This window comes from Streptomyces ossamyceticus, from assembly GCF_001418475.1.
Classification (GTDB): Bacteria; Actinomycetota; Actinomycetes; order Streptomycetales; family Streptomycetaceae; genus Streptomyces; species Streptomyces ossamyceticus.
Map to the genome: position 1 here is coordinate 1 of NZ_LIQX01000088.1, position 26,861 is coordinate 26,861.

The following is a 26,861-nucleotide window of genomic DNA, read 5'->3' on the forward strand; positions in this document are numbered from 1 at the left end:
CCGGTCCGCCGGCGGACCGGTAGCGCAGGTACGACAGCCAGTCGCATGCCGCGGGTCGCGCCCCGAAGGAGGCCGGGAGCGGCGCCCTCACCCGTACGACCGTCTCGGTGACCCCGTCGGCCGGACCCGACGACACCACCGGGGTCTCGGTCCGCGCGGTCGCGCCCCGGGCGTCCGGGGCGGCCCCGGTGAGCGCTCCGGTGGTCAGCAGCACCGCCAGCGCGGCGCTTCGCCACGTTCTCTTCCTGCTGCGACTCATGTTCATGGGTGGGACGGTAGGACCGCGAGGACCGCCCGCCCCGCCCATGCTCACAAGAACGCAGCGGCCGGTGGTGCCTTTGTCATCGGGCACCAACTCCCGGGGCGCCCAGGGGGATCAGAGTCCGTCACGCACCATGGCGGCGACGATCTGGACGTGCCGGTTGGCCGCCGTGCCGGAGAACTCGTTGTCGTAGTTCAGCCCGTAGGGCCAGAAGTGGCCGCCGCCGGTGGAGATCCTGGCGCTCGCCCCGTCGAACTGCCGCACCAGCGCCGTGGCCTGGCCGCCGGTCCAGGCCCCGCCGCCGCCCAGCCGCGACCAGCCCGGGCTGGTGCCCACGCCGATGGTGTGCGCGATCTCGTGCAGGGCCGTCCGCTCGTTCATATAGCCGCGGTTGCCGAAGCGAATGGTGCCGTTGATGTTGCCGTCAGCGGTGGGCACGCCGGGGTCGTACCGGACGGTGATGTTCTTCCCCAGGTCGCTGAGGTTGTTGTAGCGGGCCACCGCGGCGTTCATGGCCGAGGTGATCAGGTCGTACGCCGTCCGCTGGTCCTGCGTCGGGTTGCTCGCCCGTTGCAGGGTCCAGGTGATGGTCGCCGCGGCGGCCCTCCCCTGCGGGACGGGCACGGGCGCCGGTGCGGCCTGGGCGACACCGGTACCGGCGAGCAGCACGGCGGCCAGCGCACCGACGACCGCCTTCCTACGGGGTGAACTCATGGGGGTCCTCCTGTGGGGGGAGACGGGACCAATAGCCAGACAGAAAGCGCTTTCCGCAATTTACGCATGCTAAGTGCATGTTTTGGACATGTCAATAAGCTCGACAGCGGCGGTCTGCCCGACCGCCGGTCGACACGCGCCCGAAGAAGTCGCCCTCCGTCTTGACGTGTTCATTTCCGTCATCAAGCATGCCCAGAGCGCGATTCCTTCTGATCGGTTCTGTTCAGCTCTGTGTTGTGGAAGGGAGTGCCGTGACCCAACGGCATCGCATCGTCCGGGCCTTGGCGCCCATGGTTCCGCTGGTGCTGGGCGCGGGCCTGGTGGCCGCGCCCCCGACGGTCGCGGACGCACAGGCCCCTGCGGGGCGGAGCGGAGTCACGGTACGGATCGATCCCTCGTACCGGCAGCAGGAGTTCGAGGGCTGGGGCACGAGCCTCGTCTGGTTCGCCAACGCGACGGGCCGCTATCCGGAGCCCATCCGAAGACGACTCGTGGACATGCTGTTCGACGACGACGGACTCGCCCTCAACATCGCGCGCTACAACATCGGCGGCGGCAACGCCCCGGACGTCCGCAAGGACTACATGAAGACGGGCGCGACCATGGAGGGCTTCTGGAAGGCCCCCGAGGGAACGACCCGGCAGGACATGGAGTGGTGGGACCCCGACAACCCCGACCACTGGGACTGGGACGCCGACGCCGGGCAGCGCTGGTGGGTGGACCAGGTCAAGGACAAGGTCACCAAGTGGGAGGCGTTCAGCAACTCCCCGCCCTGGTTCCAGACCGTCAGCGGCTATGTCTCCGGCGGTTTCGACGCGAACACGGACCAGATCCGCGCGGACCGCGTCGACGAGTTCGCCGCCTATCTAGTGCGCGTCACGGAGAAGTTGGAGAAGGCGCACGGCATCGACTTCGACACGATCGCCCCCCTCAACGAGCCAAACACCAACTACTGGGGCACCCAGATCGGCGCGAACGGCCAGCCCACCGGGGGCCGCCAGGAAGGCGCGCACGCGGGTCCGGCGCTCCAGCAGAAGGTCGTCCGCGCGCTCGACAAGGCGCTCGAAGGGGCGAGGACCGACGCCGAGATCTCGGCGATGGACGAGACCAACCCCACGATCTTCACCCAGAACTGGAACGCCTACGACGCCTCCGCGCGGGCGGCCCTCCCCCAGCTGAACGTGCACACCTACGGCACCGGGATGCGCACCAGCGCCCGCGACATCGCCAAGGGCGCCGACAAAAAGCTCTGGATGAGCGAGGTCGAGGGCACCTGGGGAACGGGCACCGACTTCACAGGCATGGAGCCGGGGCTCGGCATCGCCTCGCGCATGGTCGACGACATGCGGGAACTGGAGCCGTCCGCCTGGGTGTTCTGGCAGCCGATCGAGGACGCGATCCCGCAGGCCGCGGCGGGCAAGAACTGGGGCAGCATCCACGTCCCGTTCAACTGCACCGCCGACGACACCCTGGAGACCTGCCCGATCCGGACCAACTCCAAGTTCCACACCATCCGCAACTTCACCCATCACATCCGCCCCGGCGACCGGTTCGTCAAGGTCGACGACCCGTCGAGCGTCGCAGCGGTGAAGAAGTCCGGCCGTGCGGCGACCGTCGTCCACGTCAACAGCGGCACCACCGGCCGCTCCGTCGCCCTCGACCTCTCGCGCTTCGGCACGGTCTCCCCCGGAGCCACCGTCACGCCCGTGGTGACCAGCGCCGACGGCGCCCTCGTGCGCGGCACCCCGGTCCGGGTGACCGACCGTGCGGCGACGCTCGACGTCCCCGCCAAGTCGGTCACCACGTTCCTGGTCAAGGGCGTCAGCGGGGTGGCGGAGGACGCCGCCCTGGTGCGGCCCGGTCATGTCTACCGGCTCCAGGGCGCCCAGAGCGGCAGGTCGCTGGCCCCGTCGCAGGACGGCACCGGCGTCGTCCAGCGCACGAACGACCCCGGCAGCGCACGGCAGTTGTGGTCGGTGCGGCAGCTGACGCCCGGCACCGGCAACCGTGAGCGGTACGCCCTCGTCAACGCCGCCACCGGCACGCGCCTCGCGGTGCGCGACAACCAGGCCGTGCTGGAGGACGGGGCGGCCGGCGAGGTCCCCGACGCCGCTCGGTGGATCATGTCGACGACCGGTGACGGCACCTGGACCTTCGTCAACGCCGCGACCGGCGGCCTGATCGACGTCACGGGTCAGTCGTCCGCGGACGGCGCCAAGGTGTCGACGTTCACACCGACCTCGGCGGCCAACCAGCGCTGGGCGGTGACCGACGAGACGGTGCTGCGCACCGAGCGGGCCGAGGTGTTCACCGTGCCGGGGCTGCGGCCGACGATGCCGGAGACGGTGACGCCGGTGTTCCGGGACGGTGCCCGCGGCTCCCTGCCGGTGGTGTGGGACCTGCCGTCGGACCGGCATTGGAAGAGGCCCGGCACGGTGCGCGTCGAGGGCGTCGCGACCGACGCCCTGGGCCGCGAGCTCCGCGCGAAGGCGCTCGTCACCGTCGACACGATCGCCTCGACACTGTCGGGCCGCGCCAAGACGTATGCCGGTGGCGAGCCGGAACTCCCGGCTACGGTCACCGGCGTCGGCCGGCACGGCGGCCGCACCCGTCTCCCCGTGACCTGGGAGGCGGCCCCCGCCGGGGCCTACGACAAGGCCGGTGTCGTGAAGCTCTCCGGTACCGCCCGTGTCGTCGGCGGCGGCGAGGTCGACGCCACCGTGCGCGTCCAGGTCACCGAGGCCACGCAGACCAACATCGCCCCCGACCCGGACGTCTCCGTCGACGCCACGTTCACCGAGAGCGGCTACTCGGCGGAGCGGCTGCGCAACGGCGACCGGTCCGAGAAGGCCTGGTCCAACTGGAGATCGGGCACCAAGAACCCCTCCGACACCCTCACCTTCACCCTGCCGAGGGCCCGCGACCTGACGCGCGTCGTCGCCCACTTCCACCGCGACGGCGGCAACGTCTCCTTCCCGGAGAGCCTCAAGGTCCAGGTACGCGCCACCGCCGACGGGCCCTGGACCGACGCGAGCGGCTCCGTCCCGGTGGGCACCGAGGGCACCCCTGTGATCGACGTGCCCCTGGAGGCAGGACCGGCCACCGCCGTCCGTGTGGTCATGACGGCCCGTCAGGGCGGCTACATCACGATGAGCGAGATCGAGGTGCACGCCAAGGCCCCCGGCCGCTCCACGGACGCCGCCGCAGCCTCGGTCGAGGTGGCGGGCGAGCCGATCGCGTCCTTCGACCCGGACACGACGACCTACCGCGTCACCACGGGCCACCCGCACCGGGCCGCCGTCACCGCCACGGCCCGCGACCCGTACGCGACCGTCACCGTGGACCGCACGGGCACAGGCGACCGGACGTCGGCCGTCGTCACGGTGACCTCCGAAGACGGTTCCAGGACCCGCAGCTACCGGATCGACCTTGTACGCCGCTGAGCCCCTAGCGGGACTCCTCCAGGAAGGTGCGGGCCACGTCGCCGGCGCGGGTGAACCAGTCGGTGAGCACGGCGAGTTCGTCGGGGGTGTAGTCGGCGAAGAGTTCCGCGAGGCGCTCGTAGAACGGGCCGTAGAGGGTCATCGCCTGCTCGACGGCGGTCGGCCGGGCGACCACCAGAACGCGGCGCCGGTCGGCCGGGTCCGGCTTGCGGGCGACGAAGCCCCGGCCTTCCAGGCGGTTGAGGACGCCGGTGATCGCACCGGTCGTGACATGGGCACGGGTGGCCAGGTCACCGGCGGTGACCGGGGTGTCCCCGGCCTCCAGGACGTAGGCGAAGCAGACCAGGTCGGTGACGCTCAGGCCGAACCGGCGCGCGAACTCCTGCTGTCCCACGATCATCGTCGCGATCATGCGGTCCATGGCGCCGATGGCGTCCGGGACGGTGGGGTGGCGCTCGGCCTCCATTGAAATATGCCTCCAGGACAGGCTAGATTTCTTAGTTGCTAAGATATTACAGGCTGGCGCCGTAGGCGGGCCGCGGCATGCCGTGGCGGGCCCCGGCGCGCGAGGGGAGCGGACACATGAGTCTCTACGACGAGGGCCACACCGTGGCCGGCTGGACGGGTACCGCGATCGGCACGGCCGGTTCCGTGGCGCTCGGCATGGGCGTCTGCGGCTGGGCTCCGGGCTTCCCGCTGGGCATCGCCGTCTCGGTCGCCGCGCTCCTGGTCACCTGGGTCCTGCACCTCGCGGGCTGGGGCAAGCCGCCGGGGCCGCGGCCGAGGGACCAGTGGGCTCTCGGCGCCCGCGACCGCACCGTCCGCGGCGGTCACCCCGGCTGCCTCGGCTGCCGCCTGGCCGGCCGCCGGGGCCCTCGGACGGCCGGTCTGCCCGAGCCCGTCACGTCGACCGCGACCGCACCGGCCGCCACCGGCACGCCCGCGGTCTCCACGGCCGACTCGTCGTCCTGAACCACCGGCTCCGGCCAGGGCCCGACGTGAGCTCCGGTCACGGCCCGACCTGACTCCCCCATCACGAAGGCGCACCGAGGAGACCGGCGTCGGCGGTACGGCGCGGGGTCGCCGTCCGCGGTCCGCCAGGGGGCCGGCGTGGGCGCGGACGAAGCCGCCGAAGGTCTGCTCGGGCACCCGAGGAGTTCAAGCACACCTTGCTTGAACTCCTCGGCGTCGACGAGACACGATCCGGCTACACCGCGCCCGGCGGGGCCGACCGGAAGTGGCGCGGGCGCGCGCGAAGGACGGGCACCGTGCCGCCGAGCAGGACCAGGAGCAGAACAACCACACCGGCGGGGTGAGCTGGACCGTCACCTGCAGCGTGCTGGGCAGCACGGCCACCGCCACGCCCGCGACGGTCAACCGGTTACGCGTGCCGAGGATCAGGGCGATCGCGAGGACCCCGGCCCGCAGGACCCCGGCCCACAGTGGGCCGATGTCGCTGAGAACGCCCGGTGTGAACGGGTAGTACAACTCGATCAGCTTCACGCCCGACATCAGCACGGCCACCAGGTCGGTGACGCCCAGGATCGTGCGGCGTTGCGGCAGGGAGGAGCCGAGCAGATCCCTGGGTGCGGCGAGGACGGCGACGCCGGTGAGCAGCGGAACGGCCGGTCGGATCACTGCGATCGAGGGGTGCCGTAGAACCCGGACGAGGCGAACGCGGCCGGCAGGACGTCACCCAGGCACAGCACCGTCGCCGGCACGACCAGCGCACGCGCCATGGTCCAGCGCCCGGTCCGGAACAGCCGCGAGCGCCGCCGGCCAGAGCAGCGGCGTGAGGCCCGTGTCGGCCAGGGTCAGCACAGTCGGGAAGGACGCCGGCAAGCGCGGACGCCCGGCCCGAAATCCGGTGGCAGTGGGACCCGCACCCGTGCGAGGCTCCAGCCACCGAAGGGGCGTAGCTCAGCCCGGCCAGAGCAGCGGATTCCAAACCCGCACGTCGCAGGTTCAAATCCTGCCGCCCCTGCACCGCAGAGCGGCCGGATCCGTGAGGATCCGGCCGCTCACTCATGAGCAGACGGGTCGGGCCGGCGCCGCACACCCCCACAGCACTGCCGCGCACGGTGCAGCCCTGTGCGCGAACGGAGTTGGTTCGCCTGGCCGTCGAGGCGCACGTCGAGCTCGGCGCGCAGGCCCGCCGACCGGCGGAAAGCGTTCGGACCATCCCGCATGGTCGTGACCTCCCGCTCGACCGCAACGGGCCCTCCACCGGCCCGGATCGTCGGGGGGCGCTGCTACTGGCATGCGAGACACATTGTTTGACGAGATGTCACCTCGACGCCTACCACACGATCACCATCAGGTCATCTGTCCCGGACTATTGACTCGCATCACCACAGTGGCGATTCTCGTCACATCGCTTGTGCCAGCCATGACAACCGGGCCATGGCGTCGTGGTGTGCGCGCGTCCCGCAGGGTCTGGCCGATCGACCGCGCTTCCCTCGACCAAGGACGTGAACGATGATCTGGACCCGACGCGCCCACCACAGACGCAGACCCCTCATGGCGCTGACGCTGTTCCTGACCGCGATGGCCATGCTGCTCAGCCCGTCGGCCAGTTCGGCCGCCACCGGGGAGTGGTGGGTGCCCACCGCGCGGCCCACGCCCGACTCCCAGATCAACGTCACGGGCGAGCCGTTCAAGGGCACGAACGCGGCCGGCGAGGTGCGCGGTTTCGTGGACGCGCACAACCACCTGTTCTCCAACGAGGCGTTCGGCGGCCGGCTGATCTGCGGCAAGGTCTTCTCGACGTCCGGCATCGCCGACGCGCTGAAGGACTGTCCCGAGCACTACCCGGACGGCACCCTCGCGATCTTCGACTACATCACCCACGGCGGTGACGGCAAGCACGACCCGGTCGGCTACCCGACGTTCAAGGACTGGCCGGCCTACGACTCGATGACCCACCAGGCCAACTACTACGCCTGGGTCGAGCGCGCCTGGCGCGGCGGTCAGCGCGTCCTCGTCAACGACCTCGTCACCAACGGCATGATCTGCTCGGTCTACCCGTTCAAGGACCGCGGCTGCGACGAGATGACCTCGATCCGGCTCCAGGCGAAGCTGTCGTACGACCTCCAGGCCTACATCGACGCCCAGTACGGCGGCACCGGCAAGGGCTGGTTCCGGATCGTCACGGACAGCGCGCAGGCCCGTGAGGTCGTCGCGCAGGGCAAGTTGGCGGTCGTGCTGGGCGTCGAGACGTCCGAGCCGTTCGGCTGCAAGCAGATCCTCGACATCCCGCAGTGCAGCAAGTCGGACATCGACAAGGGCCTCGACGAGCTGTACGACCTGGGTGTGCGCAGCATGTTCCTGTGCCACAAGTTCGACAACGCGCTGTGCGGCGTCCGCTTCGACGAGCACGGTCTCGGCACCGCCATCAACGTCGGCCAGTTCCTGTCGACCGGCACGTTCTGGCAGACCGAGAAGTGCAAGGGCCCGCAGAAGGACAACCCGATCGGCGACGCCGCGTCGAAGGCCGAGGCGGACCTGCCCGCGGGCACCGAGGTCCCGGAGTACGACGAGAACGCGCAGTGCAACGTGCGCGGGCTCACCGACCTCGGCGAGTACGCGCTGCGCGGCATGATGAAGCGCAAGATGATGCTCGAGATCGACCACATGAGCGTCAAGGCCACCGGCCGCGTCCTCGACATCTTCGAGGCCGAGCAGTACCCGGGTGTGCTGTCCTCGCACAGCTGGATGGACCTGAACTGGACCGAGCGGGTCTACTCCCTCGGCGGCTTCGTCGCCCAGTACATGCACGGCTCGAAGGAGTTCAGCGAGGAGGCCGCGCGCACGGACGCCCTGCGGGCCAAGTACGACGTGGGCTACGGCTTCGGCACCGACTTCAACGGCATCGGCGACCACCCCGCCCCGCGCGGCGCGAACACGTCGAACCCGGTGACGTACCCCTTCAAGAGCGCCGACGGCGGCTCGACCATCGACAAGCAGACCACCGGGCAGCGCACCTTCGACTTCAACACCGACGGCGCCGCCCACGTCGGCATGGTCCCGGACTGGATCGAGGACATCCGGCTCGTCGGGGGCAAGGGCGTCGTGGACGACCTCATGCGGGGCGCCGAGTCCTACCTCGACACCTGGGGCGCGTCCGAGTCGCACAAGGCGGGCGTGAACCTCGCCAAGGGCGCCACGGCCACGGCGAGCGCGTCCGAGTCGAACCCCTTCACCAGCTACCAGCCCGGCCGGGCCGTGGACGGTGACGGCGGCACCCGCTGGGCGAGCGACTGGAGCGACGACCAGTGGTGGAAGGTGGACCTCGGCTCCACCCACACCGTCAAGCGGGTCACCCTCGACTGGGAGCGCGCCTACGGCAGGTCGTACCGGATCGACGTCTCCACCGACGGCTCGAACTGGAAGACCGTGTGGTCCACGACCTCGGGTGACGGTGGCCTCGACACGGCCACGTTCGCCGCGGTACCCGCCCGCTATGTTCGGATGCAGGGGGTCGACCGCGGCACGGACTGGGGTTACTCCCTCTACGAGGTCGGCGTCCACGGCGGCTGACCGCACGCACGGGGGAAAGGGAACCACATGGCACGCCTGCCGTCGGCCGAACGCCGCAGACAGCTGACCGAAGCGGCGATCCGCGCGATGACCCGGGACGGCGTCCCGAGGACGACGACCCGGTCCATCGCGGCCGAGGCAGGCGTGTCCCTGAGCGTCTTCCACTACTGCTTCGCCTCGAAGCAGGAGCTGATCGAGTCCGTCATCACCACCATCACCGGCCACTACGTGGCGCTGGTGCGGGAGGCGATCCGCCCTCGGGAGACGCTCAGGGAGACCGTCCGGGCCGGTTTCCAGGCGTACTGGGACCATGTGTCCGCCCATCCGGGCGAGCACATGCTCACCTACGAGCTGACCCAGTACGCCCTGCGGGAGCCCGGGTTCGAGCACCTGGCGCGGCGCCAGTACGAGATGTACTGCGACACGTACACCGAACTGATCGAACAGCTGCGCCGCACGACGGACTTCGAACTGACCGTCCCCGTCCCCGTCCTGGCCCGCTACCTGGCCGCCATGACGGACGGCCTCACCCTCAACTTCCTGGTCCTGGGCGACGACACGACCTGGACGAGCATCCTGGACACCATCACCGACCACGTCTCCGGCCTCGTCCGCGAGGAGGCCGGCCCCTGAGGACCGCGACGCCGGCGGCGGCCCGCGCTCTCAGCGGGCCGACGTGGCGATCAGCTGGTCCAGGAGGGCGATCAACACGTCCCGGCAGGAGGCCCGTTCGCGGGCGTCGAAGAGGAGGACCGGGGTGTGCTCGGGCAGGGCCAGCGCCTCGCGGATCTCGTCCGGTTCGTAGGGGTGCTCGCCGTAGAACCCGTTGACGCCGATGACGAACGGGATCTTCCGGCGTTCGAAGAAGTCGATCGCCGCGAAGCTCGACTCCGGTCTGCGGACGTCCACGAGGACCACCGCGCCGAGCGCACCGATCGCCAGGTCGTTCCACATGAACCAGAACCGCTGCTGCCCGGGCGTACCGAACAGGTACAGCACGAGGTCGTCCCCGATGCTGATCCGCCCGAAGTCGAGGGCGACGGTGGTGGCCTGCTTGTCGGGGATGCCGTCGAGGTCGTCGACGCCGAGGCCCGCCGTGGTGAGGGGCTCCTCGGTGCGCAGCGGGACGATCTCGCTGACCGACCCGACCATGGTGGTCTTGCCGACGCCGAATCCGCCGGCGACGAGTATCTTCACCGCGTCGGGAGCCGGCATCCCCTGAGGGGTGGGGTCAGAGGCGGCCAAGGCCGTCCCTCACTTTCTTCAGCAGGTCCAGGTCGGGAGTGCGGGAGATCAGCCGTGGCTGCCGTACGGTGATCCGGCCCGCCTCCAGCAGGTCGCAGAGCATGATCGCCACCACGCTCACCGGAAGGTCGAGCCCGGTGGCCAGTTCCGCCACCACGATCGGCTTGGCGCAGAGTCTGAGGATCCGGGTGTGCTCGGGCTGCGGCCGGGCCCCGCCGACGGGCTGCGGGTCCACCGCCGTCACCGTGGTGATGAGGGTGAAGTCGCTCCGACTCGGTCTGGTCCGGCCGCCGGTCAGGGTGAACGGGCGAACCAGCCGGCCCGCCGCGTCGCCTCCGTTCACCTCACTCGCCGCTGTCCGCGACGACCACGCCCGCGCGCGGGGCCGCGCTGAGGTGCTCGCCGATCTTCTTCACCAGCATGTTCATCTGGTACGCCACCACGCCGACGTCCGCGCCCTGCCGGGTGAGCACGGCGAGGTTGGCGCCGGGCCCGGCGTTGGTGAGGATGAGGAAGGCGTTGCCCATCTCTATGAGCAGCTGACGCACGGGACCGCCGCGGAAGTCCATGCTGACGCCCTTGCTGAGGCTCATCAACCCGGACGCGGTCGCCGCCAGCCGCTCGGCGTCGTCGCGCAGGAACGCGGTGGACTTGCTGACGACCAGCCCGTCCTCGGAGAGCACGACGGCATGGTCGACCTCGGCGACCCGGTCCACCAGTCCGGTGAGCAGCTGGTCGAGCTGGCTGTGGGTGGCGGGGATGGGGCGTGTCATCTGTGTGTCCTTCATGAGCGGGCTGCGGCGGGGAAGTCGATGGGGACGTCAGGGGCCGGAGGCGGGGACCCGGTCTCCCGGGGCGACGGAAGCGGATTCCTCCCCCCGTACGTACTCGGGTTCCGCCTCGTCGTCACGGGCCTGAAGTGTTCCGCGCTGGAAACCGGCGAGCGAGGAGGCGGCTCGCTCGGCCGTGAAGTCATCGTCGTCGTCCCCGTCGGGGCAGGGCGCCGCCTCCTCCATCAGCTCGGCCGCCAGGCTGGTCTGCGGCACCCGCCGGGGCAGCGGGACCCGGCCTCCGTTCGTCCGGTCCGAGGACGTGCGGGCCGCGCTCCCGGTGCCGTTCGCCGCCGGGGTCTCGGCGGGCCGGGTGGACGCGGCAGGCCCGTCCTCCGGCTCGGGTTCGGGCTCGACCCCCACGGGCTCGACCCCCACAGGTTCGGCCTCCGCGGCGGCGACCCGCCGGGCCACGAGGGAGGACCGCACGGGCGGCTCGTCCTCGTCTGTGCCGTCCGGCTCGGGTTCGGGCGCCTCGTGGACGACGATGTCGTGCGGGATCAGCACGATCGCGGTGGTGCCCCCGTACGGCGAGGCCCGCAGCGTGACGGCGATGCCGTGCCGGGTGGCGAGCCGGGCGATGACGAACATGCCGAGCCGGAGGTCGTCGGCGAGGGCCACCACGTCGAACTGCGGGACCACCGCCAGCTGGGCGTTGAACGCCTCGTAGTCCTCCTCGGACATGCCGAGCCCGCGGTCCTCGACCTCCAGGGCGAGGCCCTTCGCCACGATCGCCGCGCGCACGCTCACGGGGCTGGGGGCCGGCGAGTACGAGGTGGCGTTGTCGATCAGCTCGGCGAGGAGGTGGATCACGTCGGCCACAGCCGGCGGGGCGATCCACACGTCGTCCTCGGTGTGCACCTCGACGCGCTGGTACTGGGCGACCTCGCCGACGGCGCTGCGCAGGATGTCGATCAGCGCGACCGGATCGGTCCACGTACGGCCGGGCCGCTCGCCGCTGATGATGACGAGGTTCTCCTCGTAGCGGCGCAGCTGGCTCGCGGTGGAGTCCAGCTCGTACAGGCCCTTGAGGATCTCCGGGTCCTGGTGCTGGCGCTCCAGCTTGTCCAGCTTGGTGAGCTGGAGGTTGACCAGGTTCTGGCTCTGCCGGGCGATGCCGAGGATGACGCGCTGGAAGCCGCGCCGGGTGTCGGCGAGCTCGACGGCGGTGTGCACGGCGGTGCGCTGGGCCGCGTTGAACGCCTTGGCGACCTGGCCGAGTTCGTCGGTGCCGTAGTCCAGCGGGGCCGCCGCCGTGTCGACGTCGACCTTCTCGCCGCGCTCCAGGCGGGCGACGACGTCGGGCAGCCGCTCCTGGGCGAGGCTGAGGGTGGCGGTCCTCAGGCCCCGCAGCCGCAGCGACAGGGAGCGGGTGATGTGCCAGGACATCACGACGCACAGCAGCAGTGCTGCGAGCCCGGCGGCGCTGAGCGAGGCGGCCTTGATGAGCAGTCCGCGGGCCTCCTCGCCACTGCGGTCCAGCAGGGCGCCGGTCTGCTCCCGGATCAGCTTCTCGTACTGGACGGAGAGACTGGTCATGGCGGTGTCCCAACGGTCCCGGGAGTCGGGCAGGGGGGTCCTGCGATTCTTGCCGGTGCCGGTGGCGTGGGCCGAGAGGACCTGGTCCTCCACCGCCTGGAGGTTCTGCCAGTCCTTGTCCCGGACGATGCGCTCGACCTCGCTCTTCACCACCCCTTCGAGTGAGGGCACGAGCTGGTTGTCGACGAGCCAGCGCCGGGCGTTGACCACCTGCGCGAAACGCTGACGGGAGGCGTCGTCGAGTTCCCCCGCGGGCCAGTTCAGGGTGAGGAGGGCGTCCTCCTGGGAGACCAGCTCCGCCGCCTGTTCGAGGGTGACGAGCGGGCCGGCCTGGGAGGTGAGGTCGCCGTCGTCGACCTGGGACAGCTCCTGGAAGGCGTGGATCTGGCCGTCGATGATCTCGGTGTACTGGTCCAGGATCTGCTCGGGGGTGATGTCGGTGGGGTTGTCCACCTGGCCCCGGTAGTACTCCAGACTGCCGGAGCCGGCCATCACCGAGTACAGCCGCTCGCCGACGCGGTCGGGGGCGTCCTCGATGGCGTCCGCCTTCGCGGCGAGCCGGGTGACCGCCGCGTCCGTCTTCCCGCGCTGTTCCTCCAGGGCCGCCATGGAGCTGCCGGGGGCGGCCATGTAGGCGGCGGACAGGGCCCGCTCCCGCTGGAGGGCCAGGGTGGCCTCGGTGCCCATGGCGCCGGTGGACTTGCTCAGCCCCGTCTGCGCCCGCAGCCGCAGCCCCTCGGAGAACATCTGCGTCGTCGTCATGGCCCAGCTCGCGGTGAGCGTGACGCTGGGGATGAGAGCCAGCAGGATCAGCGAGAGACGTATGGAGCCGAGACGGCGCCGGGCGCCGGTCCTTGAGGGCATCGTCGTCCTTGGGCGGTTGCGGGGAGCGGAAGGGTTTCGGGGGCGGGGCTTCGGCGGCCGCGGGTGGTGGGTGGTCACCCGTCAGTACGGTGCACAGGGGATGCGCAGGATGTTATCCGCACAAGTGAAGGCGTGCGTCCAGGGACGTCCAAAGCTTGGTGCCGCCGTTACCGGACCGTTCCGGATGGTTGGGATCCGTGGCGAACCCGTGTCCGAACGGAGGGTTCTGTTCGGTGCCGGCGGCGGATGCGTGAGGGCCGTGTGCCCGGTGTGCGGGCGTGCCGTTCGCATCGTGTCCGCGCGGGGCGTCGGCATCGCGTCAGCGGGTGCCGTTCGCGGCGAACTTCTCGATCCCGGCGATGTTCTTCTTGGTCACGAACGCGGGGCCGGTGAGCACCGGTTCCACACCGCCGCCGCTGATGTTGCCGTTGGTGCGGTGGAGCCAGAGCCCGTCGACCGCGAGGTAGCCCTGGAGGTACGGCTGCTGGTCCACGGCGAACTGCACGGCGCCGCTCCTGACGGCCTTCACCATGTCCGCGTTGAGGTCGAAGGTGGCGACCTCGGCCCGGTCCCCCGCGTCCTTGACGGACTCGACGGCGGCGAGCGCGTACTGCGCCCCGAGGGTCACGACCTCGTCGATGGAGGGGTCCTGACGGAGCTTCGCGGCGATCACACCGGTCACCTGGTCCATGTCGGCGCCGTCGACGTAGAGGTTCTCGGTCTGTCCGCCGAAGGTCTTGCGGACGCCGGCGCAGCGGGCCTCCAGGGCGACGTTGCCGCGTTCATGGATGACGCAGACGGCGTGCCGGGCGCCGCGGGCGTCCAGTTCCTTGCCGAGCGCCCGTCCGGCGACGGACTCGTCCTGGCCGTAGAAGCCCAGCAGGCCCTGTGCCCGCCAGGCGTCGATACCGGAGTTGAGGGCGACGACGGGTATGCCGGCGGCGCGGGCCTCGGCGACCGCGCCGCGCATGGCCCGGGGTTTGGCGAGGGTCACCGCGATGCCGTCGACCTTGTCGGCTACCGCGTTCCGCACCAGTTTCGCCTGGCCCGCGGCGTCGGGGTCGCTGACGAACGTGAGGTCGATGCCGTCCTTGGCCGCCGCGGCCTCCGCCCCCTTGCGCACCCGGTCCCAGAAGACGTCCCCCTCCGCCCCGTGGGCGATGAGGGCGACCTTCATCCCGCTTCCGCCCGACGCTCCGTCACCCGCGTCGGAGTCGCCGCCCGTGAGGACGGAGCAGCCGGTGACGGTGAGACAGACGGCGGCGGCGAGGGCCACGGCGCGGAACAGGAGGGAGGAACGGCGGGCGGCGGAGGCTGGGTTCATGAGGGTGCGGCACCTCGCTGTGCGACCAAGGCGGGACGTCGGGGAGGCGAAAACACGGCGATTCCGCGCTGACGTGCGGCGACTGGCTGACTTTCGCTGGGCGGAGCCAATCGCGTGTGACGCCCGGTAGTCAAGCGACCAACGAAATCGATGTGCTGCTGTGACAGGTCGGACGCGACCTGCGCACACGTGTCACCCACCAGGAATCCCGCAAATCCGGCACCACTCGTATCCGGCCAACTCCCCTGCCCTGTCGTGGCTTTCTCCGGATGGCCTGAACCCGCCCGGAAGGGCGGCAACCTCTTGGCGCGCGGCGGCGACTGCTCGGCTGACCGGCCATCCCCCCACACGGAACGGAAGCGACTCGTGACTGAGACCCGAAGCAAGGCCCGCCACCGCAGGAGGAGGACGGCGCTCGTGGCCGGCCTCCCCCTGGCTCTGACCGCCGCCGGAACCATGGCGTACGGCTCCGTCTTCGGAGCGTTCGGCGAGGACGCCCGGCCGCTCGCCGCGGCGGCCGGCCCCACGTGGGCCACGGAGGCCGCCGACGGCTTCGCCTCGGTCGACGCCCTCGGCCAGAAGGGCACCTACGGCGGCCGGAACGGCCGAACGGTCACCGTGAGAACCCTCGCGGACCTGGAGAAGTACGCGACGGCCACCGAGCCGTACGTCATCGTGGTCGCCGGGACGATCGCCATGAACCCGGTGGGCAAGGAGATCAAGGTCGCCTCGGACAAGACGATCGTGGGCTCGGGAACGTCCGGGCACATCGTCGGAGGCGGCTTCTTCCTGGGCTCCGGCGTGCACAACGTCATCATCCGCAATCTGACGATCCGGGACTCCTACCAGGGCACCTGGAACGACAAGGACCACGACTTCGACGCCATCCAGATGGACGGCGCCCACCACGTCTGGATCGACCACAACGACCTGCGCCACATGGCGGACGGCCTGATCGACAGCCGCAAGGACACCACCTACGTCACGGTGTCCTGGAACAGGATGAGCCAGAACAACAAGACGTTCGGCATCGGCTGGACCACGAACACCACCGCGGAACTGACGATCCACCACAACTGGTTCCGGGAGACCGAGCAGCGCAACCCGTCCACCGACAACGTGGCCCACGCGCACCTGTACAACAACTTCCTGGAGGACGTGTCCGGCACGGACATCGCCTCGTCGTACGGCAACTACGCGCGCGGCACCACCAGAATGGTCCTGGAGAACAGCTACTTCCAGGGCATGCGCAACCCGGTGACGAAGGACGCGACGGCGTCCCTGGTCCAGCGCGGCAACGTCTTCTCGGGCACCTCCGGCCGCAACGAGAGCGGCGGCACCGCCTTCGACCCGAAGACGTACTACCCCTACACCCTCGACAAGGCCGCCGATGTGCCCGCCCTCCTCAAGTCCGGTGCCGGGCCGCGGAGTTCGATCGGTACGACGGCCACGACGAAAGCCGCCGCGGCCACCACGCTGACCGTCGCCAAGGACGGCAGCGGCCAGTTCACCAGCGTGCAGAAGGCCGTCGACGCGGTGCCCGCGAACAACGCCTCGCGGGTCATCATCTCGGTCAAGCCGGGCACCTACCGGGAACTCGTCAAGGTCCCGTCCAACAAGCCGCACGTCACCGTCCAGGGCTCGGGCGCCAGCCGCAAGGACACGGTGATCGTCTACAACAACGCGTCCGGCACGCCCAAGCCGGGCGGCGGCACCTACGGCACCGGCGGCAGCGCCACCGTCGCCGTCGAGGCCGACGACTTCCAGGCCCGCAACCTGACGATCTCCAACGACTTCGACGAGGCCGCCCACCAGTCCCTCGACGGCCACCAGGCGGTCGCCCTGCGCACCGCCGCCGACAGGGTCGTCCTCGACGGCGTCATCGTCACCGGCGACCAGGACACTCTGCTGCTCGACACGGCGTCGAAGGACAGGCTCGGCCGTGTCCACGTCTCGAACTCCTACGTCATCGGCAACGTCGACTTCATCTTCGGCAGGGCCACGGCCGTCATCGACCGGTCGGTCATCACCCTCAAGAAGCGCTGGAACGGCACCTCGGCCGGTTACGTCACCGCCCCGAGCACGGCCGCGGGCCGCAAGGGCATCCTCATCGCCAACTCCACCGTCAACGGCGACGTCTCCGACCGGAGCTTCTACCTCGGGCGTCCCTGGCACGCGGGCGGCGACGCCTCCCTCGACCCGCAGACGACGGTCCGCAACACCACCCTGAGTGCCGCCGTGAAGACCACGCCGTGGACCGACATGAGCGGCTTCTCCTGGAAGGACGACCGCTTCGCCGAGTACAAGAACAAGGGTCCCGGCGCGGGCGGCGCGAGCGGTGACCGCCCGCATCTGACCGATGCGCAGGCCGCCGACCAGGAGGTCGCGGACTGGCTGGCCGGCTGGACACCCGGCTCCTGACGCCTCCAACCGAGGAGCCCCGGCCCCGTGGCTCGCCGTGCGGCGCCGGCCGCCGCACGGACGCACCGCCCCCGGTTTCTGTTATCGCGCCGGGGCCGGTGCGTCTCCGGTCCGTGGCCCGCGCACACGGCGCACACCGCGCGCAGCGAGCCGTGAACCGTACCCGAGCCCCGAGGACCCCCACGTGACAGCACAGATGAGCCGCCGGACCCTGCTCAAGGTCGCCGGAACCACCGCGGGCGCGGTGGGCATCGGCATCGGCACGGGCACGGAGGCGACGCCGGCCTCGGCGGCGGGCGGCGCCTTCGCTCACCCCGGTCTGCTCCACACCACGGCCGATCTGCGACGGATGGCCGCCGAGGTGAAGGCGGGCGCCCGGCCCCAGACCGCGGGCTTCGCGAGACTCACCGCCAACCGGCACTCCGGGAGCGACTGGCGGGCCAACCCGCAGTCCGTCGTCACGCGCGGCGGCGACGGCCCGCAGAACTACGGGATCCTCTACAACGACGTGCACGCCGCCTACCAGAACGGACTGCGCCACCACGTCAGTGGCGACACCGCGCACGCCGACACCGCCGTAGCGATCCTCAACGCCTGGTCGGCGAAGCTGACCGCCGTCGAGGGCAGCGCCGACCGGTTCCTCGCGGCAGGTCTGTACGGCTACCAGATGGCCAACGCCGCCGAACTCGTCCGCGACCACGACGGCTTCGAAGCGGACCGCTTCCAGGAGATGCTGACCGGGGTCTTCGCCCGGCCGAGTGAGGACTTCCTGCGCCACCACAACGGCGCCGTCATCACCAACTACTGGACCAACTGGGACCTGTGCGCCATGGCCTGCGTCCTGGCCACCGGCATCTTCTGCGACGACCGGGCCCGGGTCGAGCGCGCCGTGGACTACTTCCAGCACGGCAAGGGCCTCGGCGCCGTCAGGAAAGCCATCCCGGTCGTCCATGACGACGGCCTCGGCGAGTGGCTGGAGGCGGGCCGCGACCAGGGTCACGCCCTGCTGGGCGTCGGCCTCATGGGCACCTTCTGCGAGATGGCCTGGAACCAGGGCATCGACCTGTACGGCTACGACGACAACCGCTTCCTCAAGGGCGCCCAGTACGTGGCGAAGTGGACCCTGGGCGGCAAGGTCGCCTACACGCCCAACACCCGGGCCAAGGGCGCCGTCGACGGCTGGTCCGGCAGGGAGACCGCGTCCGCGGCGGCCGCCGTCGACCCGAATATGACACGCCCCGTCTGGGCCATGATCGCCAACCACTACACCCGGCGCCGCGGCCTCGACGCCCCGTACCTCACCCGGGTCGCGGCCCGGTCGGCACCCGAGGGCGGTGGCGGCGACTACGGCCCCAACAGCGGCGGCTACGACCAGCTCGGCTTCGGCACCCTGGCCTTCACCCGGGACCGGGCCACCCCCGCCGAGGCGGCGGCGCCCCCGTCGGCGCCGGGCGGCACGGCGGACACGCGGTCCTCAACGAAATCCGGCTCGGGCACCGGCTCGGCGGCGCGGCGGGGCGGCACCCCCGGCTCGTCCGGGTCCTCCGGCACCGCCCCGTCCTCCTCGTCCGCCGGCGCCCAGGGCGGACGCGGCGCGGACCTGGCCGCGACCGGCCTCTCCGACGTCCCGGCCTGGACCGCGGCCGGCGGTGTCGCCGCCCTCGCCGGCGGTCTGCTCCTGCTGCGCCGCCGTCACCGATCCGGCGGTCCGTCCGAGGAGTGACGGGGCCGCACGCAACGTCCTCGCAACCTGACGGGGCGTTGACTGCGGCCATGGATGTGGTCCCGCGTGTAGAGCTGACCCCCGCGGCCGCCGACCTGCTCCGGCGGCTGCGGGCGGCCCACGGCCCCCTGATGTTCCACCAGTCGGGCGGCTGCTGCGACGGCAGCGCCCCCATGTGCTACCCGGACGGCGAGTTCCGTACGGGCGACTCGGACGTCCTCCTCGCGGAACTGCACGTCGACGGGGTCGACGAGGCGGTGGGCTTCTGGATGTCCCGCGGCCAGTACGAGGTGTGGCGCCACACCCGGCTCACCGTGGACGTCGTCCCGGGCCGGGGCAGCGGCTTCTCCCTGGAAGCACCCGAAGGAGTGCGTTTCCTGATCCGTTCCCGCGTCGTCGGCCCGGAGCCGCCGCCCGGCCGGTAGTCGTCTGGTGCACTTCCCCCGGGTCCTGGGACGGTTGACGAGACATCAGGGGGCACCGTGACATGTCGTGGCGGACGGTTCAGGACGGTACTGACGGTTCTCGCGGCGTGGAGTGTGCTCACCGGCGCGGCCCTCGTGGGGGCGGCCCCGGCCACCGGCGCGCCCCGGCCCGCCGACCTCGCGCCGGGCGTCGCGTACACCGAGTTCGATGTGACGGGCGCGCAGGGTGTGGCGCACGCCCATGTGCTGAGCGTCGATCTGCGCGATCGCCGGGTGGGTGTCGGCCTGCTGTACCCGGGGGCGGTGGCCGCGCGGCAGACCGTGTCCCGGATGGCGACCGCCGCGGGCGCCGTGGCCGGGGTGAACGGCGACTTCTTCAACATCACCGAGGTCCAGCACCCGGGTGTCACCGCCACGGGCGCCTCCGTGGGCCCGGCGATCGCCCGCGGGCACGCCCTCAAGGCCGCCGTGCCGGACGGCCAGCGCTTCGGCCCCGCTCTGCCGCCCGGCACCAGCACCAAGGACGTGCTCGGCGTCACGGCCGACGGCGTGGCCCGCCTCGACAGCATCGCCCTCGACGGTTCCGTCACCACCGCCGGGGGCGTCCTCCCGCTCGGGGGTCTCAACCAGTACGCCCTGCCGGTCGGTTCCGTCGGCGCGTTCACCTCCGGCTGGGGCACCGTCTCCCGGATGCGGGCCGTGTGCGGCACCGACACCGACCGGGCGGCGCCGTGCAGCACCGACGTCCACGAGGTGCTGGTCGCCGGCGGCCGGGTGGTCTCCGTCACGCCCGCGCCCGGCAGCGGTGCCGTCGCGCCCGGCGCCACGGTCCTCGTCGGCCGTGAGGAGGGCGCCCAGTGGCTGCGCAAGCTCTCCCCCGGCGACCCGGTCCGGGTACGGCACCACCTGGTGGCGGCGAGGGCCCGCACTGCCTACGCCTTCGCGCTCGGCGGCTACCCGGTCCTGCGGTCGGGCCGCCCGCTGCCGGGCCTCGACGACACGGTCTCGGCGGTGCGCACGGCCGCCGGTGTCGCCGAGGGCGGCCACCGGCTGCTGCTGCTCGCCCTGGACGGCGCCCCCGCCCACCGGTCCGGCCTCACCGTCGCCGAGGTCGCGGAGGTGATGCGGGGGCTGGGCTCGGACGACGCGTTCAGCCTGGACGGCGGCGGCTCCTCCACCCTGGTCGCCCGTGCCGCCGGCGAGAGCGCCGTGACCGTACGGAACCATCCCAGCGCGGGCGAGGAACGCCCCGTGCCGAACGGGATCGGGGTGTTCACCAAGCGATGACGGCCGGAGGACGGTGCAGGGACGGGCGGGGGTCCCGGCTCAGGGTTTGAGGCTGCTGACGATGTCCGCCGTGGCCGTCAGGCCGTTGTGGATGGTCGGCGCCAGACTCGTGCTCGCCATGGAGAAACCGAGCAGCACACAGACGGCTGCGTGCGAGAGCTTCAGCGCGCCGTTGCGCATGAAGACCACCGCCAGGATCACGAGCAGCAGCACCACAGAGATGGAAATGGCCATCGTCAACCTCCTCCGCCACGCCCATTTCGCGGCATTCGGCCGTAAGTGTGGCGTAGCGGAGGGTTGGTCCGTGCGGCTGACGTGTCCGCCGAACGTGTGGTGTCGGTGGTGTCACCAGCGCGCCCGGTGCGCGTCGAGGAAGGCTTCGAGGCCCGCGAGGTCGTCGGTGTTGAGGTGGTCCACGCCCGCGGCGAGGAGTTCGCCCCAGACCGCGTCCCGGTCCGGACCCGCGATGTCGGGCGTGGCCCAGAACCGGACCCGCCGGCCGCGCCCGTGCGCCGTGGAGACGACGGCGCGCAGCTTGGCCCGCTCGGAGTCCGGGAACGAACCGGCGCCCCGCCAGGTGAAGTTCAGCGACCAGTTGTCGGAGATCAGCGGGATGAGGGAGGCGGGCGCGGGTGTCGCGCTCACCAGATCGGCGAGCCGCCCGTCGTAGAAGGCGTGGCGCACGGTCTGCGCCTCCATGGGGACGCGGGCGGCCCGGTCCCCGGAGATCACGGCCGTCACCGGTCCGGGGTACATCCGGCCGTGCGCGTACGTCGTGAACAGGTGCCGGTGGCGCCGCAGCTGCCGGTCGAGTTCGAGGTAGGTCGCGGCGCCCTCGGTCTTGATGTCGACGAGGAGTTGCAGCGGCCCGCGGTGCCCCCGGTACACGGAGCCGTGGTGGGCGCGGACGCGGGCGGCGAGCGGCGCCAGGTAGAGGGACTCCAGGGTTCGGGCGGGGTCGAGGTCCTCGGGGTCGTGGGCGACGAGGAGTTGGCCGTCGACGAGGAAGATGTCGGCCTCGACGCTGCCGAAGCGGTGGTCGAGGGCGTCGAGGAGGGGGCGTGGATGCTCGTAGTCGTTGTGCGCGTGGGCCCGCCACAGCGGTCGGGGGCGGTGCCCGCGGTGCTCCTCCGCCAGGGCCTCGGCGGCGGGCAGGGCGAGCGGGCCGGCGAGGGCGGCGCCGAGGGTGGTGAGGGCTCTGCGGCGGGTGGTGAGGGCCATGCTCTGCCTCCCCTGAGGTGGCGTACGGGACCCCAGCGAGTATGGGGTCCGTACCGTGCAACGAGCATGTGCGGGGCAGGAGTTGGCCGGACCGCCGCCGTGCGTTCACCCCGTCCGCGCGGGGCGCGGAAAAGCCCGCCCCAGGTGGGACGGGCTCGCCGCACGCTGCCGCGCGCTGCCGTGGCGCCTTCCGTCGATGGCTGACGGCGGCTGAGGGTGGCTGCCGGTGCTGCCGGTGCTGCCGGTGCCGCCGGTGCCGCCGGTGCCGCCGATGCTGCCGATGCTGCCGGTGCTGCCGGTGGCTCAGGGTGCGCGCAGGTCGACCAGTTCGGCCAGTGCCTCCCGGTGGGCGCCCGCGGTGCCGTACGCGATCGCGTCGGCCTTGGCCCGCTTGAGGTACAGGTGGACCGGGTGCTCCCAGGTCATGCCGATGCCGCCGTGGAGTTGCAGCGCCTCCTCGGCCGCGTGGACGGCCACGGGCGCGGCGAACGCCTGGGCGACGGCCACCGCCACGTCGATGTCGTCGCTGCCGGTGGCGAGCGCGTCGGCCGCGTTACGGGCGGCCGCCCGCAGGTTGACGACCTCCAGCCACAGCTGTGCCAGCCGGTGCTTGAGCGCCTGGAAGCCGCCGACGGGCCGGTTGAACTGCTTGCGCTCCTTGAGGTAGCGGACCGTCTCGGTCAGCGTCCACTCCGCGAGGCCGAGTTGCTCGGAGGAGAGCAGCCCGGCCCCGGCGCGCAGGGCACGGCGCACGGCGGGTTCGGCGTCGCCGAGGAGGCGGCCGGGCGCCCCGTCGAACGCGACGGTCGCGAGGGGCCGGGTCAGGTCCAGGGACGGCTGCGGGGTGACGGTCGCGGCGGAGGCGTCGACCGCGTACAGGCCGCCGTCGTCGGCGGGCACGAGCAGCACATCGGCGACCGCCGCGTCCGCGACGCCGGTCAGCTCGCCGTGCAGGGCGCCGCCCTCGAACCGTACGACCTTGTAGGCGCCGCCGGCGGGGACGTTCAGCGCGACCGCGAGGGCGCCGATCCTGCGGCCGGAGGCCAGTTCGGCGAGCAGGTCGTCGGCGGCGCAGGCCAGCAGGGCCTCGGTGGCGACGACGGCGCTCGTCAGGTACGGCAGGGGGGCGACGGCGCGCCCCAGCTCCTCCAGGACGACGGCGGCCTCGCGGTGGGTGGCGCCCTGGCCTCCCCGGTCCTCGGGCACGAGGAGTCCGGCGAGGCCCATGCCCTCGGCGAGCGCCTTCCAGGCCGCCGGGTCGTGCGGGGCGCCCGTCTCCACGCGGGCGATGACTCCGGCCGCGTCGCAGTGGTCGGCGAGCAGGTCGCGTACGGCCGCGCGGAGGGCCTCTTCCTCCTCCGAGTACAGCAGGTCGGGCTGTGTACTCATCGGGCGAGGTCCTTCCAGGCGACGTCCTTGTCGGTGCGCGGCTCCGGGGGCAGGCCCAGGACGCGTTCGGCGACGATGTTCAGCAGGACCTCGGTGGTCCCGCCCTCGATGCTGTTGCCCTTGGAGCGCAGGTAGCGGTAGCCGGCGTCGCGGCCGACGAAGTCGACCAGTTCGGGGCGGCGCATGGTCCAGTCGTCGTACAGCAGGCCCTCCTCGCCGCGGAGTTCGACCTCCAGGCCGCTGATCTCCTGGTTCAGGCGGGCGAAGGCGAGTTTCATGCCGGCGCCCTCGGGGCCGGGCTGTCCGGCGACGAGCTGCTGGCGCAGCCGTTCCGCGGTGAGGCGGGCGGCCTCGGCCTCCACCCACAGCTTGAGCAGGCGCTGGTGGAGGTCGTGGGTGCGCAGCTCGGGCCGTTCGCGCCAGGTCCTGGCGACGGGGCCGATCATGCCGCCCTCGCGGGGCAGCCGCATACCGCCGATGGCGACGCGTTCGTTGTTGAGGGTGGTCTGGGCGACCTTCCAGCCGTCGCCGACGTCGCCGAGGCGGCGGGAGTCGGGGATGCGGACGTCGGTGATGAAGACCTCGTTGAACTCGGCCTCGCCGGTGATCTGCCGCAGCGGCCGGACCTCGATGCCGGGGTCGGTCATGTCGCAGAGGAAGTAGGTGATGCCCCGGTGCTTGGGCACGTCCGGGTCGGTGCGGGCGATGAGGATGGCCCAGCGGGCGACATGGGCGCTGGACGTCCACACCTTCTGCCCGTTGACCACCCAGTCTCCGCCGTCCTCGCGGACGGCGCGGGTGCCGAGCGCGGCGAGGTCGGAGCCGGCGCCGGGCTCGCTGAACAGCTGGCACCAGACCTCCTCCCCGGTCCACAGGGGCCGCAGATAGCGCCGCTTCTGCTCCTCGGTGCCGTAGGCGAGGATCGTCGGCGCGGCCATGCCGAGGCCGATGCCGATCCGCCGCGGGTCGTTGTCGGGGGCGCCCTCCGCCGCCAGGTCGGCGTCCACGACGGCCTGGAGGGAGCGGGGGGCGCCGAGGCCGCCGAGGCCCTCGGGGTAGTGCACCCAGGCGAGCCCGGCGTCGAAGCGGGCTCGCAGGAAGTCCAGCCGGTCGGTGGTGGCGGGCGGGTGCGCGGCCAGCAACTCGGCGGTGCGGCGCCTCAGTTCGGCTGCGTCGGTCATACGGCGGCTCCGTTCTCCGGTGCGGGCACCACGACGACCCGGCCGGTGGTGACACCGTCCGCGACGCGCTGGACGGCGGCCGCGGCCCCGTCGAGCGGCACCCGCTCACTCACCAGGGGCTTGACGACGCCACGCGCCGCCAGTTCGGTGAGCTGTTCGTGGCAGTGCTGGACCAGCTTCGGGTTCTTGGTGTTGTACAGGCCCCAGTGCAGGCCGAGGATCGAGTAGTTCTTGACGAGGGCGTGGTTGAGGCCGGGGCTCGGGATGGTCCCGCTGGCGAAGCCGACGACCACGATCCGCCCTTCGAAGGCGACGACCTTGGTCGACTGCGTGTAGGCCTCGCCGCCCACCGGGTCGTAGATCACGTCGGCGCCCCGGCCCCCGGTGGCGTCCTTCACGGCGGAGACGACGTCCTCGCTCCGCCGGTCCACCACCACGTCGCAGCCCAGCTCGCGGGCGACGGCGGCCTTGTCGGCGCCGCCGACGATCCCGATGACCGTGGCGCCGGCCGCCTTTCCGAGCTGCACGGCCGCGCTGCCGACCCCTCCTGCGGCAGCGTGGACGAGCAGCGTCTCCCCCGCTTCCAGGCGGGCCCGGCGGTGGAGGCCGAACCAGCCCGTCTGGTAGCCGATGTGCAGCGCCGCGGCCTCCGCGTCGTCGAGCGCCTCGGGCGCCGGCAGCAGGGCCGCGGCGTCCGCCACGGCGTACTCGGCGAGGCCGCCGTACGGCAGCGCCGGGGTGGCGATGACCCGGCGGCCGTCCTCGGTCTCGGCGCAGATCTCCACGCCGGGCGTGAACGGCAGCGGCGGGCGGACCTGGTAGTGGCCCCGGGCCATCAGGACGTCCGGGAAGTTGATGTTCGCCGCGCGCACCCTCAGCAGGACCTGGCCGTCGCCGGGCGTGGGCCGCTCCACGTCCTGGAGCCGCATCACCTCGCTCGGCTCGCCGTTCTCGTGCACTTGCCATGCCTGCATGCGGTGCCTCCACGGGACAGCTTCGTCGGACCGGGGTCGACTGACATCCGCATACTAAGCGGTCGCTTGCCCTCCGGGGAACAGTCGGCGGGCAGTAGCGTGCGTCACGGGCGGGCGGGCTTGGCCCGGACGTGCATCCGCTCCCCCTGCGGCCCGAACAGGCTGAGGAACTCCGCCGGCGCCTCGCCCGCCGCCCCGAACCAGTGCGGCACCCGGGTGTCGAATTCGGCGGCCTCCCCGGCGGTCAGCACCACGTCGTGCTCGCCGAGCACCACCCGCAGCTTCCCCGAGAGCACGTACAGCCACTCGTACCCCTCGTGGGTGCGCGGGTCGGGGACCTGCTGCCCCTCCGGCTCGACGCGCACCTTGAAGGCCTGGAGGCCGCCCGGCTGGCGGGTGAGCGGCCAGTACGTGCGTCCGTGCCGCACGATCGGCTTGGACCGGACCCGTGGATCACCGACGGGCGGCTCCCCGATCAGTTCGTCCAGCGGAACCTGGTGGGCCCGCGCGATCGGCAGCAGCAGTTCCAGGCTGGGCTTGCGCAGCCCCGACTCCAGCCGGGAGAGGGTGCTCACGGAGATCCCGGTCGCCTCCGACAGGCCCGCGAGCGTCACCTCGCGCTCCTTGCGCAGGGCCCGCAGCCTCGGCCCGACCCCGGCGAGCACCTCGTCCGTGCCACTCGCCCCGTCACTCTTCTCGCTCATGCGGCCATTGCAGTTTCGGCAAAGAGGTTTGTCAATACGGCAGCTCTCGGGCGACCGTTTCCCTGGAGGTGGTCACCATGACCCAGCAGTACGAAGTGATCGTGATCGGCGGNNGCCCTGGTCCTCGGCCGGGCCCGCCGCCGGACCCTGGTCGTCGACGCCGGGGAGCCCCGCAACGCGCCCGCCGCCCATATGCAGGGCTATCTGTCGCGGGACGGCATGTCGCCGCAGGAGTTCCTGGCCGTGGGCCGCGAGGAGATCGCCCGGTACGGCGTCGACCTCGTCCGGGGCCGGGCGGTGGACGTCACCCGCGACGAGGAGGCGGAGGACCCCGGCTTCTCCGTGTCCCTGGCCGACGGCCGGACCTTCCACGCCCGGCGCCTGGTCGTCGCCACCGGCCTCCAGGACGAACTGCCGCCGGTCCCCGGCCTCGCCGAGCGCTTCGGACGGGACGTGCTGCACTGCCCGTACTGCCACGGCTGGGAGGTGCGGGACCAGGCGTTCGGTGTGCTCGCCACCACCCCCATGAGCGTGCACCAGGCGCTGATGGTCTCCCAGTGGTCCAAGGACGTCATCCTGTTCCTGCACACCGTCCCCGAGGCCGACCTCTCCGACGACGACCTCCGCCGACTCGCGGCGGCCGGCGTCTCCGTGGTCCCCGGCGAGGTGGCGGCCCTGCTGACCGAGGCCGACCGCCTCAGCGGCGTCCGCCTCGCCGACGGCACCACCCACGCCCGCCAGGTCCTCTTCGCCGCTCCCCGCCCCCTCCCCCAGAC

General features: G+C 71.8%; 22 protein-coding genes, 1 tRNA gene and 2 pseudogenes. 10 read left to right on the forward strand and 15 right to left on the reverse strand.

Annotated elements, in window-relative coordinates; translation table 11 throughout:
• Positions 1-265 (reverse strand): annotated as a pseudogene (locus AOK15_RS08085) (hypothetical protein); the annotation flags it as partial.
• A 111-nt stretch (positions 266-376) separates the two neighbouring features.
• Positions 377-976 (reverse strand): hypothetical protein, encoded by a 600-nt coding sequence (locus AOK15_RS08090; RefSeq protein WP_055514273.1) that lies wholly within the window; start codon positions 974-976, stop codon positions 377-379.
• A 290-nt stretch (positions 977-1,266) separates the two neighbouring features.
• Between AOK15_RS08090 and AOK15_RS08095 the strand changes: the two genes are divergently transcribed.
• Complete coding sequence (locus tag AOK15_RS08095) at positions 1,267-4,419, forward strand: glycoside hydrolase (RefSeq protein WP_055514313.1); 3,153 nt, start codon at positions 1,267-1,269, stop codon at positions 4,417-4,419.
• Between the two features lie 4 nt (positions 4,420-4,423).
• Here the strand turns inward: AOK15_RS08095 and AOK15_RS08100 are convergent, their stop codons facing one another.
• Positions 4,424-4,885, reverse strand: coding sequence for a MarR family winged helix-turn-helix transcriptional regulator (locus AOK15_RS08100; RefSeq protein ID WP_055514275.1), 462 nt, complete (start codon positions 4,883-4,885; stop codon positions 4,424-4,426).
• Between the two features lie 116 nt (positions 4,886-5,001).
• Here AOK15_RS08100 and AOK15_RS08105 point away from each other — a divergent pair, with 116 nt between their 5' ends.
• On the forward strand, positions 5,002-5,391 hold the full coding sequence (locus AOK15_RS08105; protein ID WP_055514277.1) for an HGxxPAAW family protein: 390 nt from the start codon (positions 5,002-5,004) through the stop codon (positions 5,389-5,391).
• Between the two features lie 186 nt (positions 5,392-5,577).
• Here the strand turns inward: AOK15_RS08105 and AOK15_RS08110 are convergent, their stop codons facing one another.
• Positions 5,578-6,057: a hypothetical protein gene (locus AOK15_RS08110; RefSeq protein WP_055514279.1), complete on the reverse strand. Its 480-nt coding sequence runs from the start codon at positions 6,055-6,057 to the stop codon at positions 5,578-5,580.
• 271 nt (positions 6,058-6,328) lie between these two features.
• On the opposite strand from AOK15_RS08110, the gene AOK15_RS08115 reads away from it, so the two are divergent.
• The 3 genes from AOK15_RS08115 to AOK15_RS08125 all read left to right on the forward strand — a co-directional run bounded on the left by AOK15_RS08115 (position 6,329) and on the right by AOK15_RS08125 (position 9,591).
• A tRNA-Trp gene (locus AOK15_RS08115) sits at positions 6,329-6,403 on the forward strand.
• 536 nt (positions 6,404-6,939) lie between these two features.
• Positions 6,940-8,958 (forward strand): galactose-binding domain-containing protein, encoded by a 2,019-nt coding sequence (locus AOK15_RS08120; protein ID WP_055514280.1) that lies wholly within the window; start codon positions 6,940-6,942, stop codon positions 8,956-8,958.
• 27 nt (positions 8,959-8,985) lie between these two features.
• A complete protein-coding gene (locus AOK15_RS08125) occupies positions 8,986-9,591 on the forward strand; it encodes a TetR/AcrR family transcriptional regulator (protein ID WP_055514282.1) in 606 nt (201 codons plus the stop codon).
• A 30-nt stretch (positions 9,592-9,621) separates the two neighbouring features.
• Here the strand turns inward: AOK15_RS08125 and AOK15_RS08130 are convergent, their stop codons facing one another.
• The 5 genes from AOK15_RS08130 to AOK15_RS08150 all read right to left on the reverse strand — a co-directional run bounded on the left by AOK15_RS08130 (position 9,622) and on the right by AOK15_RS08150 (position 14,760).
• Complete coding sequence (locus AOK15_RS08130; RefSeq protein WP_391332554.1) at positions 9,622-10,203, reverse strand: GTP-binding protein; 582 nt, start codon at positions 10,201-10,203, stop codon at positions 9,622-9,624.
• Entirely contained in the window at positions 10,190-10,546 is a 357-nt protein-coding gene (locus AOK15_RS08135) for a DUF742 domain-containing protein (protein ID WP_055514287.1), read from the reverse strand. Before AOK15_RS08135 ends, AOK15_RS08130 begins: the two co-directional genes overlap by 14 nt.
• A gap of 1 nt (position 10,547) precedes the next feature.
• On the reverse strand, positions 10,548-10,976 hold the full coding sequence (locus tag AOK15_RS08140) for a roadblock/LC7 domain-containing protein (protein WP_055514289.1): 429 nt from the start codon (positions 10,974-10,976) through the stop codon (positions 10,548-10,550).
• Positions 10,977-11,024: 48 nt separating this feature from the next.
• Complete coding sequence (locus AOK15_RS08145) at positions 11,025-13,436, reverse strand: sensor histidine kinase (protein ID WP_055514291.1); 2,412 nt, start codon at positions 13,434-13,436, stop codon at positions 11,025-11,027.
• A 319-nt stretch (positions 13,437-13,755) separates the two neighbouring features.
• Positions 13,756-14,760, reverse strand: coding sequence for a substrate-binding domain-containing protein (locus AOK15_RS08150; RefSeq protein ID WP_055514293.1), 1,005 nt, complete (start codon positions 14,758-14,760; stop codon positions 13,756-13,758).
• A 366-nt stretch (positions 14,761-15,126) separates the two neighbouring features.
• Here AOK15_RS08150 and AOK15_RS08155 point away from each other — a divergent pair, with 366 nt between their 5' ends.
• The 4 genes from AOK15_RS08155 (at position 15,127) to AOK15_RS08170 (ending at position 20,616) form a co-directional block, all read left to right on the forward strand.
• Entirely contained in the window at positions 15,127-17,181 is a 2,055-nt protein-coding gene (locus AOK15_RS08155) for a pectinesterase family protein (RefSeq protein WP_055514295.1), read from the forward strand.
• A gap of 196 nt (positions 17,182-17,377) precedes the next feature.
• Positions 17,378-18,904 carry an alginate lyase family protein gene (locus AOK15_RS08160; RefSeq protein WP_205632097.1) on the forward strand — a complete coding sequence of 509 codons (1,527 nt, stop codon included), beginning with the start codon at positions 17,378-17,380 and terminating at the stop codon, positions 18,902-18,904.
• A gap of 50 nt (positions 18,905-18,954) precedes the next feature.
• Positions 18,955-19,329 (forward strand): DUF779 domain-containing protein, encoded by a 375-nt coding sequence (locus AOK15_RS08165; protein WP_055514297.1) that lies wholly within the window; start codon positions 18,955-18,957, stop codon positions 19,327-19,329.
• A gap of 114 nt (positions 19,330-19,443) precedes the next feature.
• The gene (locus AOK15_RS08170; RefSeq protein WP_055514299.1) at positions 19,444-20,616 is read left to right on the forward strand and encodes a phosphodiester glycosidase family protein; all 1,173 of its coding nucleotides are present in this window, start codon (positions 19,444-19,446) and stop codon (positions 20,614-20,616) included.
• 39 nt (positions 20,617-20,655) lie between these two features.
• On the opposite strand, the gene AOK15_RS08175 is transcribed toward AOK15_RS08170, so the two are convergent.
• From AOK15_RS08175 to AOK15_RS08200, 6 genes are all read right to left on the reverse strand, one after another.
• Positions 20,656-20,850 (reverse strand): hypothetical protein, encoded by a 195-nt coding sequence (locus AOK15_RS08175; protein ID WP_055514301.1) that lies wholly within the window; start codon positions 20,848-20,850, stop codon positions 20,656-20,658.
• A gap of 111 nt (positions 20,851-20,961) precedes the next feature.
• Positions 20,962-21,837, reverse strand: coding sequence for a phosphatidylinositol-specific phospholipase C/glycerophosphodiester phosphodiesterase family protein (locus AOK15_RS08180; protein WP_055514303.1), 876 nt, complete (start codon positions 21,835-21,837; stop codon positions 20,962-20,964).
• A 303-nt stretch (positions 21,838-22,140) separates the two neighbouring features.
• A complete protein-coding gene (locus AOK15_RS08185) occupies positions 22,141-23,226 on the reverse strand; it encodes an acyl-CoA dehydrogenase family protein (protein WP_055514305.1) in 1,086 nt (361 codons plus the stop codon).
• Entirely contained in the window at positions 23,223-24,407 is a 1,185-nt protein-coding gene (locus tag AOK15_RS08190; protein ID WP_055514307.1) for an acyl-CoA dehydrogenase family protein, read from the reverse strand. The genes AOK15_RS08185 and AOK15_RS08190 overlap by 4 nt, the downstream gene beginning before the upstream one ends.
• Entirely contained in the window at positions 24,404-25,381 is a 978-nt protein-coding gene (locus AOK15_RS08195; protein WP_055514309.1) for an NADPH:quinone oxidoreductase family protein, read from the reverse strand. The genes AOK15_RS08190 and AOK15_RS08195 overlap by 4 nt, the downstream gene beginning before the upstream one ends.
• A gap of 104 nt (positions 25,382-25,485) precedes the next feature.
• A complete protein-coding gene (locus AOK15_RS08200; RefSeq protein WP_055514311.1) occupies positions 25,486-26,085 on the reverse strand; it encodes a helix-turn-helix domain-containing protein in 600 nt (199 codons plus the stop codon).
• A 114-nt stretch (positions 26,086-26,199) separates the two neighbouring features.
• Between AOK15_RS08200 and AOK15_RS46575 the strand changes: the two are divergent.
• Positions 26,200-26,861 (forward strand): annotated as a pseudogene (locus tag AOK15_RS46575) (NAD(P)/FAD-dependent oxidoreductase); the annotation flags it as partial.

Excerpts from the sequence above, each read along its gene's own strand:
- AOK15_RS08090 (WP_055514273.1), bottom strand. The coding sequence starts at position 976 with ATGAGTTCACCCCGTAGGAAGGCGGTCGTCGGTGCGCTGGCCGCCGTG.
- AOK15_RS08095 (WP_055514313.1), top strand. The coding sequence starts at position 1,267 with ATGGTTCCGCTGGTGCTGGGCGCGGGCCTGGTGGCCGCGCCCCCGACG.
- AOK15_RS08100 (WP_055514275.1), bottom strand. The coding sequence starts at position 4,885 with ATGGAGGCCGAGCGCCACCCCACCGTCCCGGACGCCATCGGCGCCATG.
- AOK15_RS08105 (WP_055514277.1), top strand. The coding sequence starts at position 5,002 with ATGAGTCTCTACGACGAGGGCCACACCGTGGCCGGCTGGACGGGTACC.
- AOK15_RS08120 (WP_055514280.1), top strand. The coding sequence starts at position 6,940 with ATGGCGCTGACGCTGTTCCTGACCGCGATGGCCATGCTGCTCAGCCCG.
- AOK15_RS08125 (WP_055514282.1), top strand. The coding sequence starts at position 8,986 with ATGGCACGCCTGCCGTCGGCCGAACGCCGCAGACAGCTGACCGAAGCG.
- AOK15_RS08140 (WP_055514289.1), bottom strand. The coding sequence starts at position 10,976 with ATGACACGCCCCATCCCCGCCACCCACAGCCAGCTCGACCAGCTGCTC.
- AOK15_RS08145 (WP_055514291.1), bottom strand. The coding sequence starts at position 13,436 with ATGCCCTCAAGGACCGGCGCCCGGCGCCGTCTCGGCTCCATACGTCTC.
- AOK15_RS08150 (WP_055514293.1), bottom strand. The coding sequence starts at position 14,760 with ATGAACCCAGCCTCCGCCGCCCGCCGTTCCTCCCTCCTGTTCCGCGCC.
- AOK15_RS08160 (WP_205632097.1), top strand. The coding sequence starts at position 17,378 with ATGAGCCGCCGGACCCTGCTCAAGGTCGCCGGAACCACCGCGGGCGCG.
- AOK15_RS08165 (WP_055514297.1), top strand. The coding sequence starts at position 18,955 with ATGGATGTGGTCCCGCGTGTAGAGCTGACCCCCGCGGCCGCCGACCTG.
- AOK15_RS08175 (WP_055514301.1), bottom strand. The coding sequence starts at position 20,850 with ATGGCCATTTCCATCTCTGTGGTGCTGCTGCTCGTGATCCTGGCGGTG.
- AOK15_RS08180 (WP_055514303.1), bottom strand. The coding sequence starts at position 21,837 with ATGGCCCTCACCACCCGCCGCAGAGCCCTCACCACCCTCGGCGCCGCC.
- AOK15_RS08185 (WP_055514305.1), bottom strand. The coding sequence starts at position 23,226 with ATGAGTACACAGCCCGACCTGCTGTACTCGGAGGAGGAAGAGGCCCTC.
- AOK15_RS08190 (WP_055514307.1), bottom strand. The coding sequence starts at position 24,407 with ATGACCGACGCAGCCGAACTGAGGCGCCGCACCGCCGAGTTGCTGGCC.
- AOK15_RS08195 (WP_055514309.1), bottom strand. The coding sequence starts at position 25,381 with ATGCAGGCATGGCAAGTGCACGAGAACGGCGAGCCGAGCGAGGTGATG.
- AOK15_RS08200 (WP_055514311.1), bottom strand. The coding sequence starts at position 26,085 with ATGAGCGAGAAGAGTGACGGGGCGAGTGGCACGGACGAGGTGCTCGCC.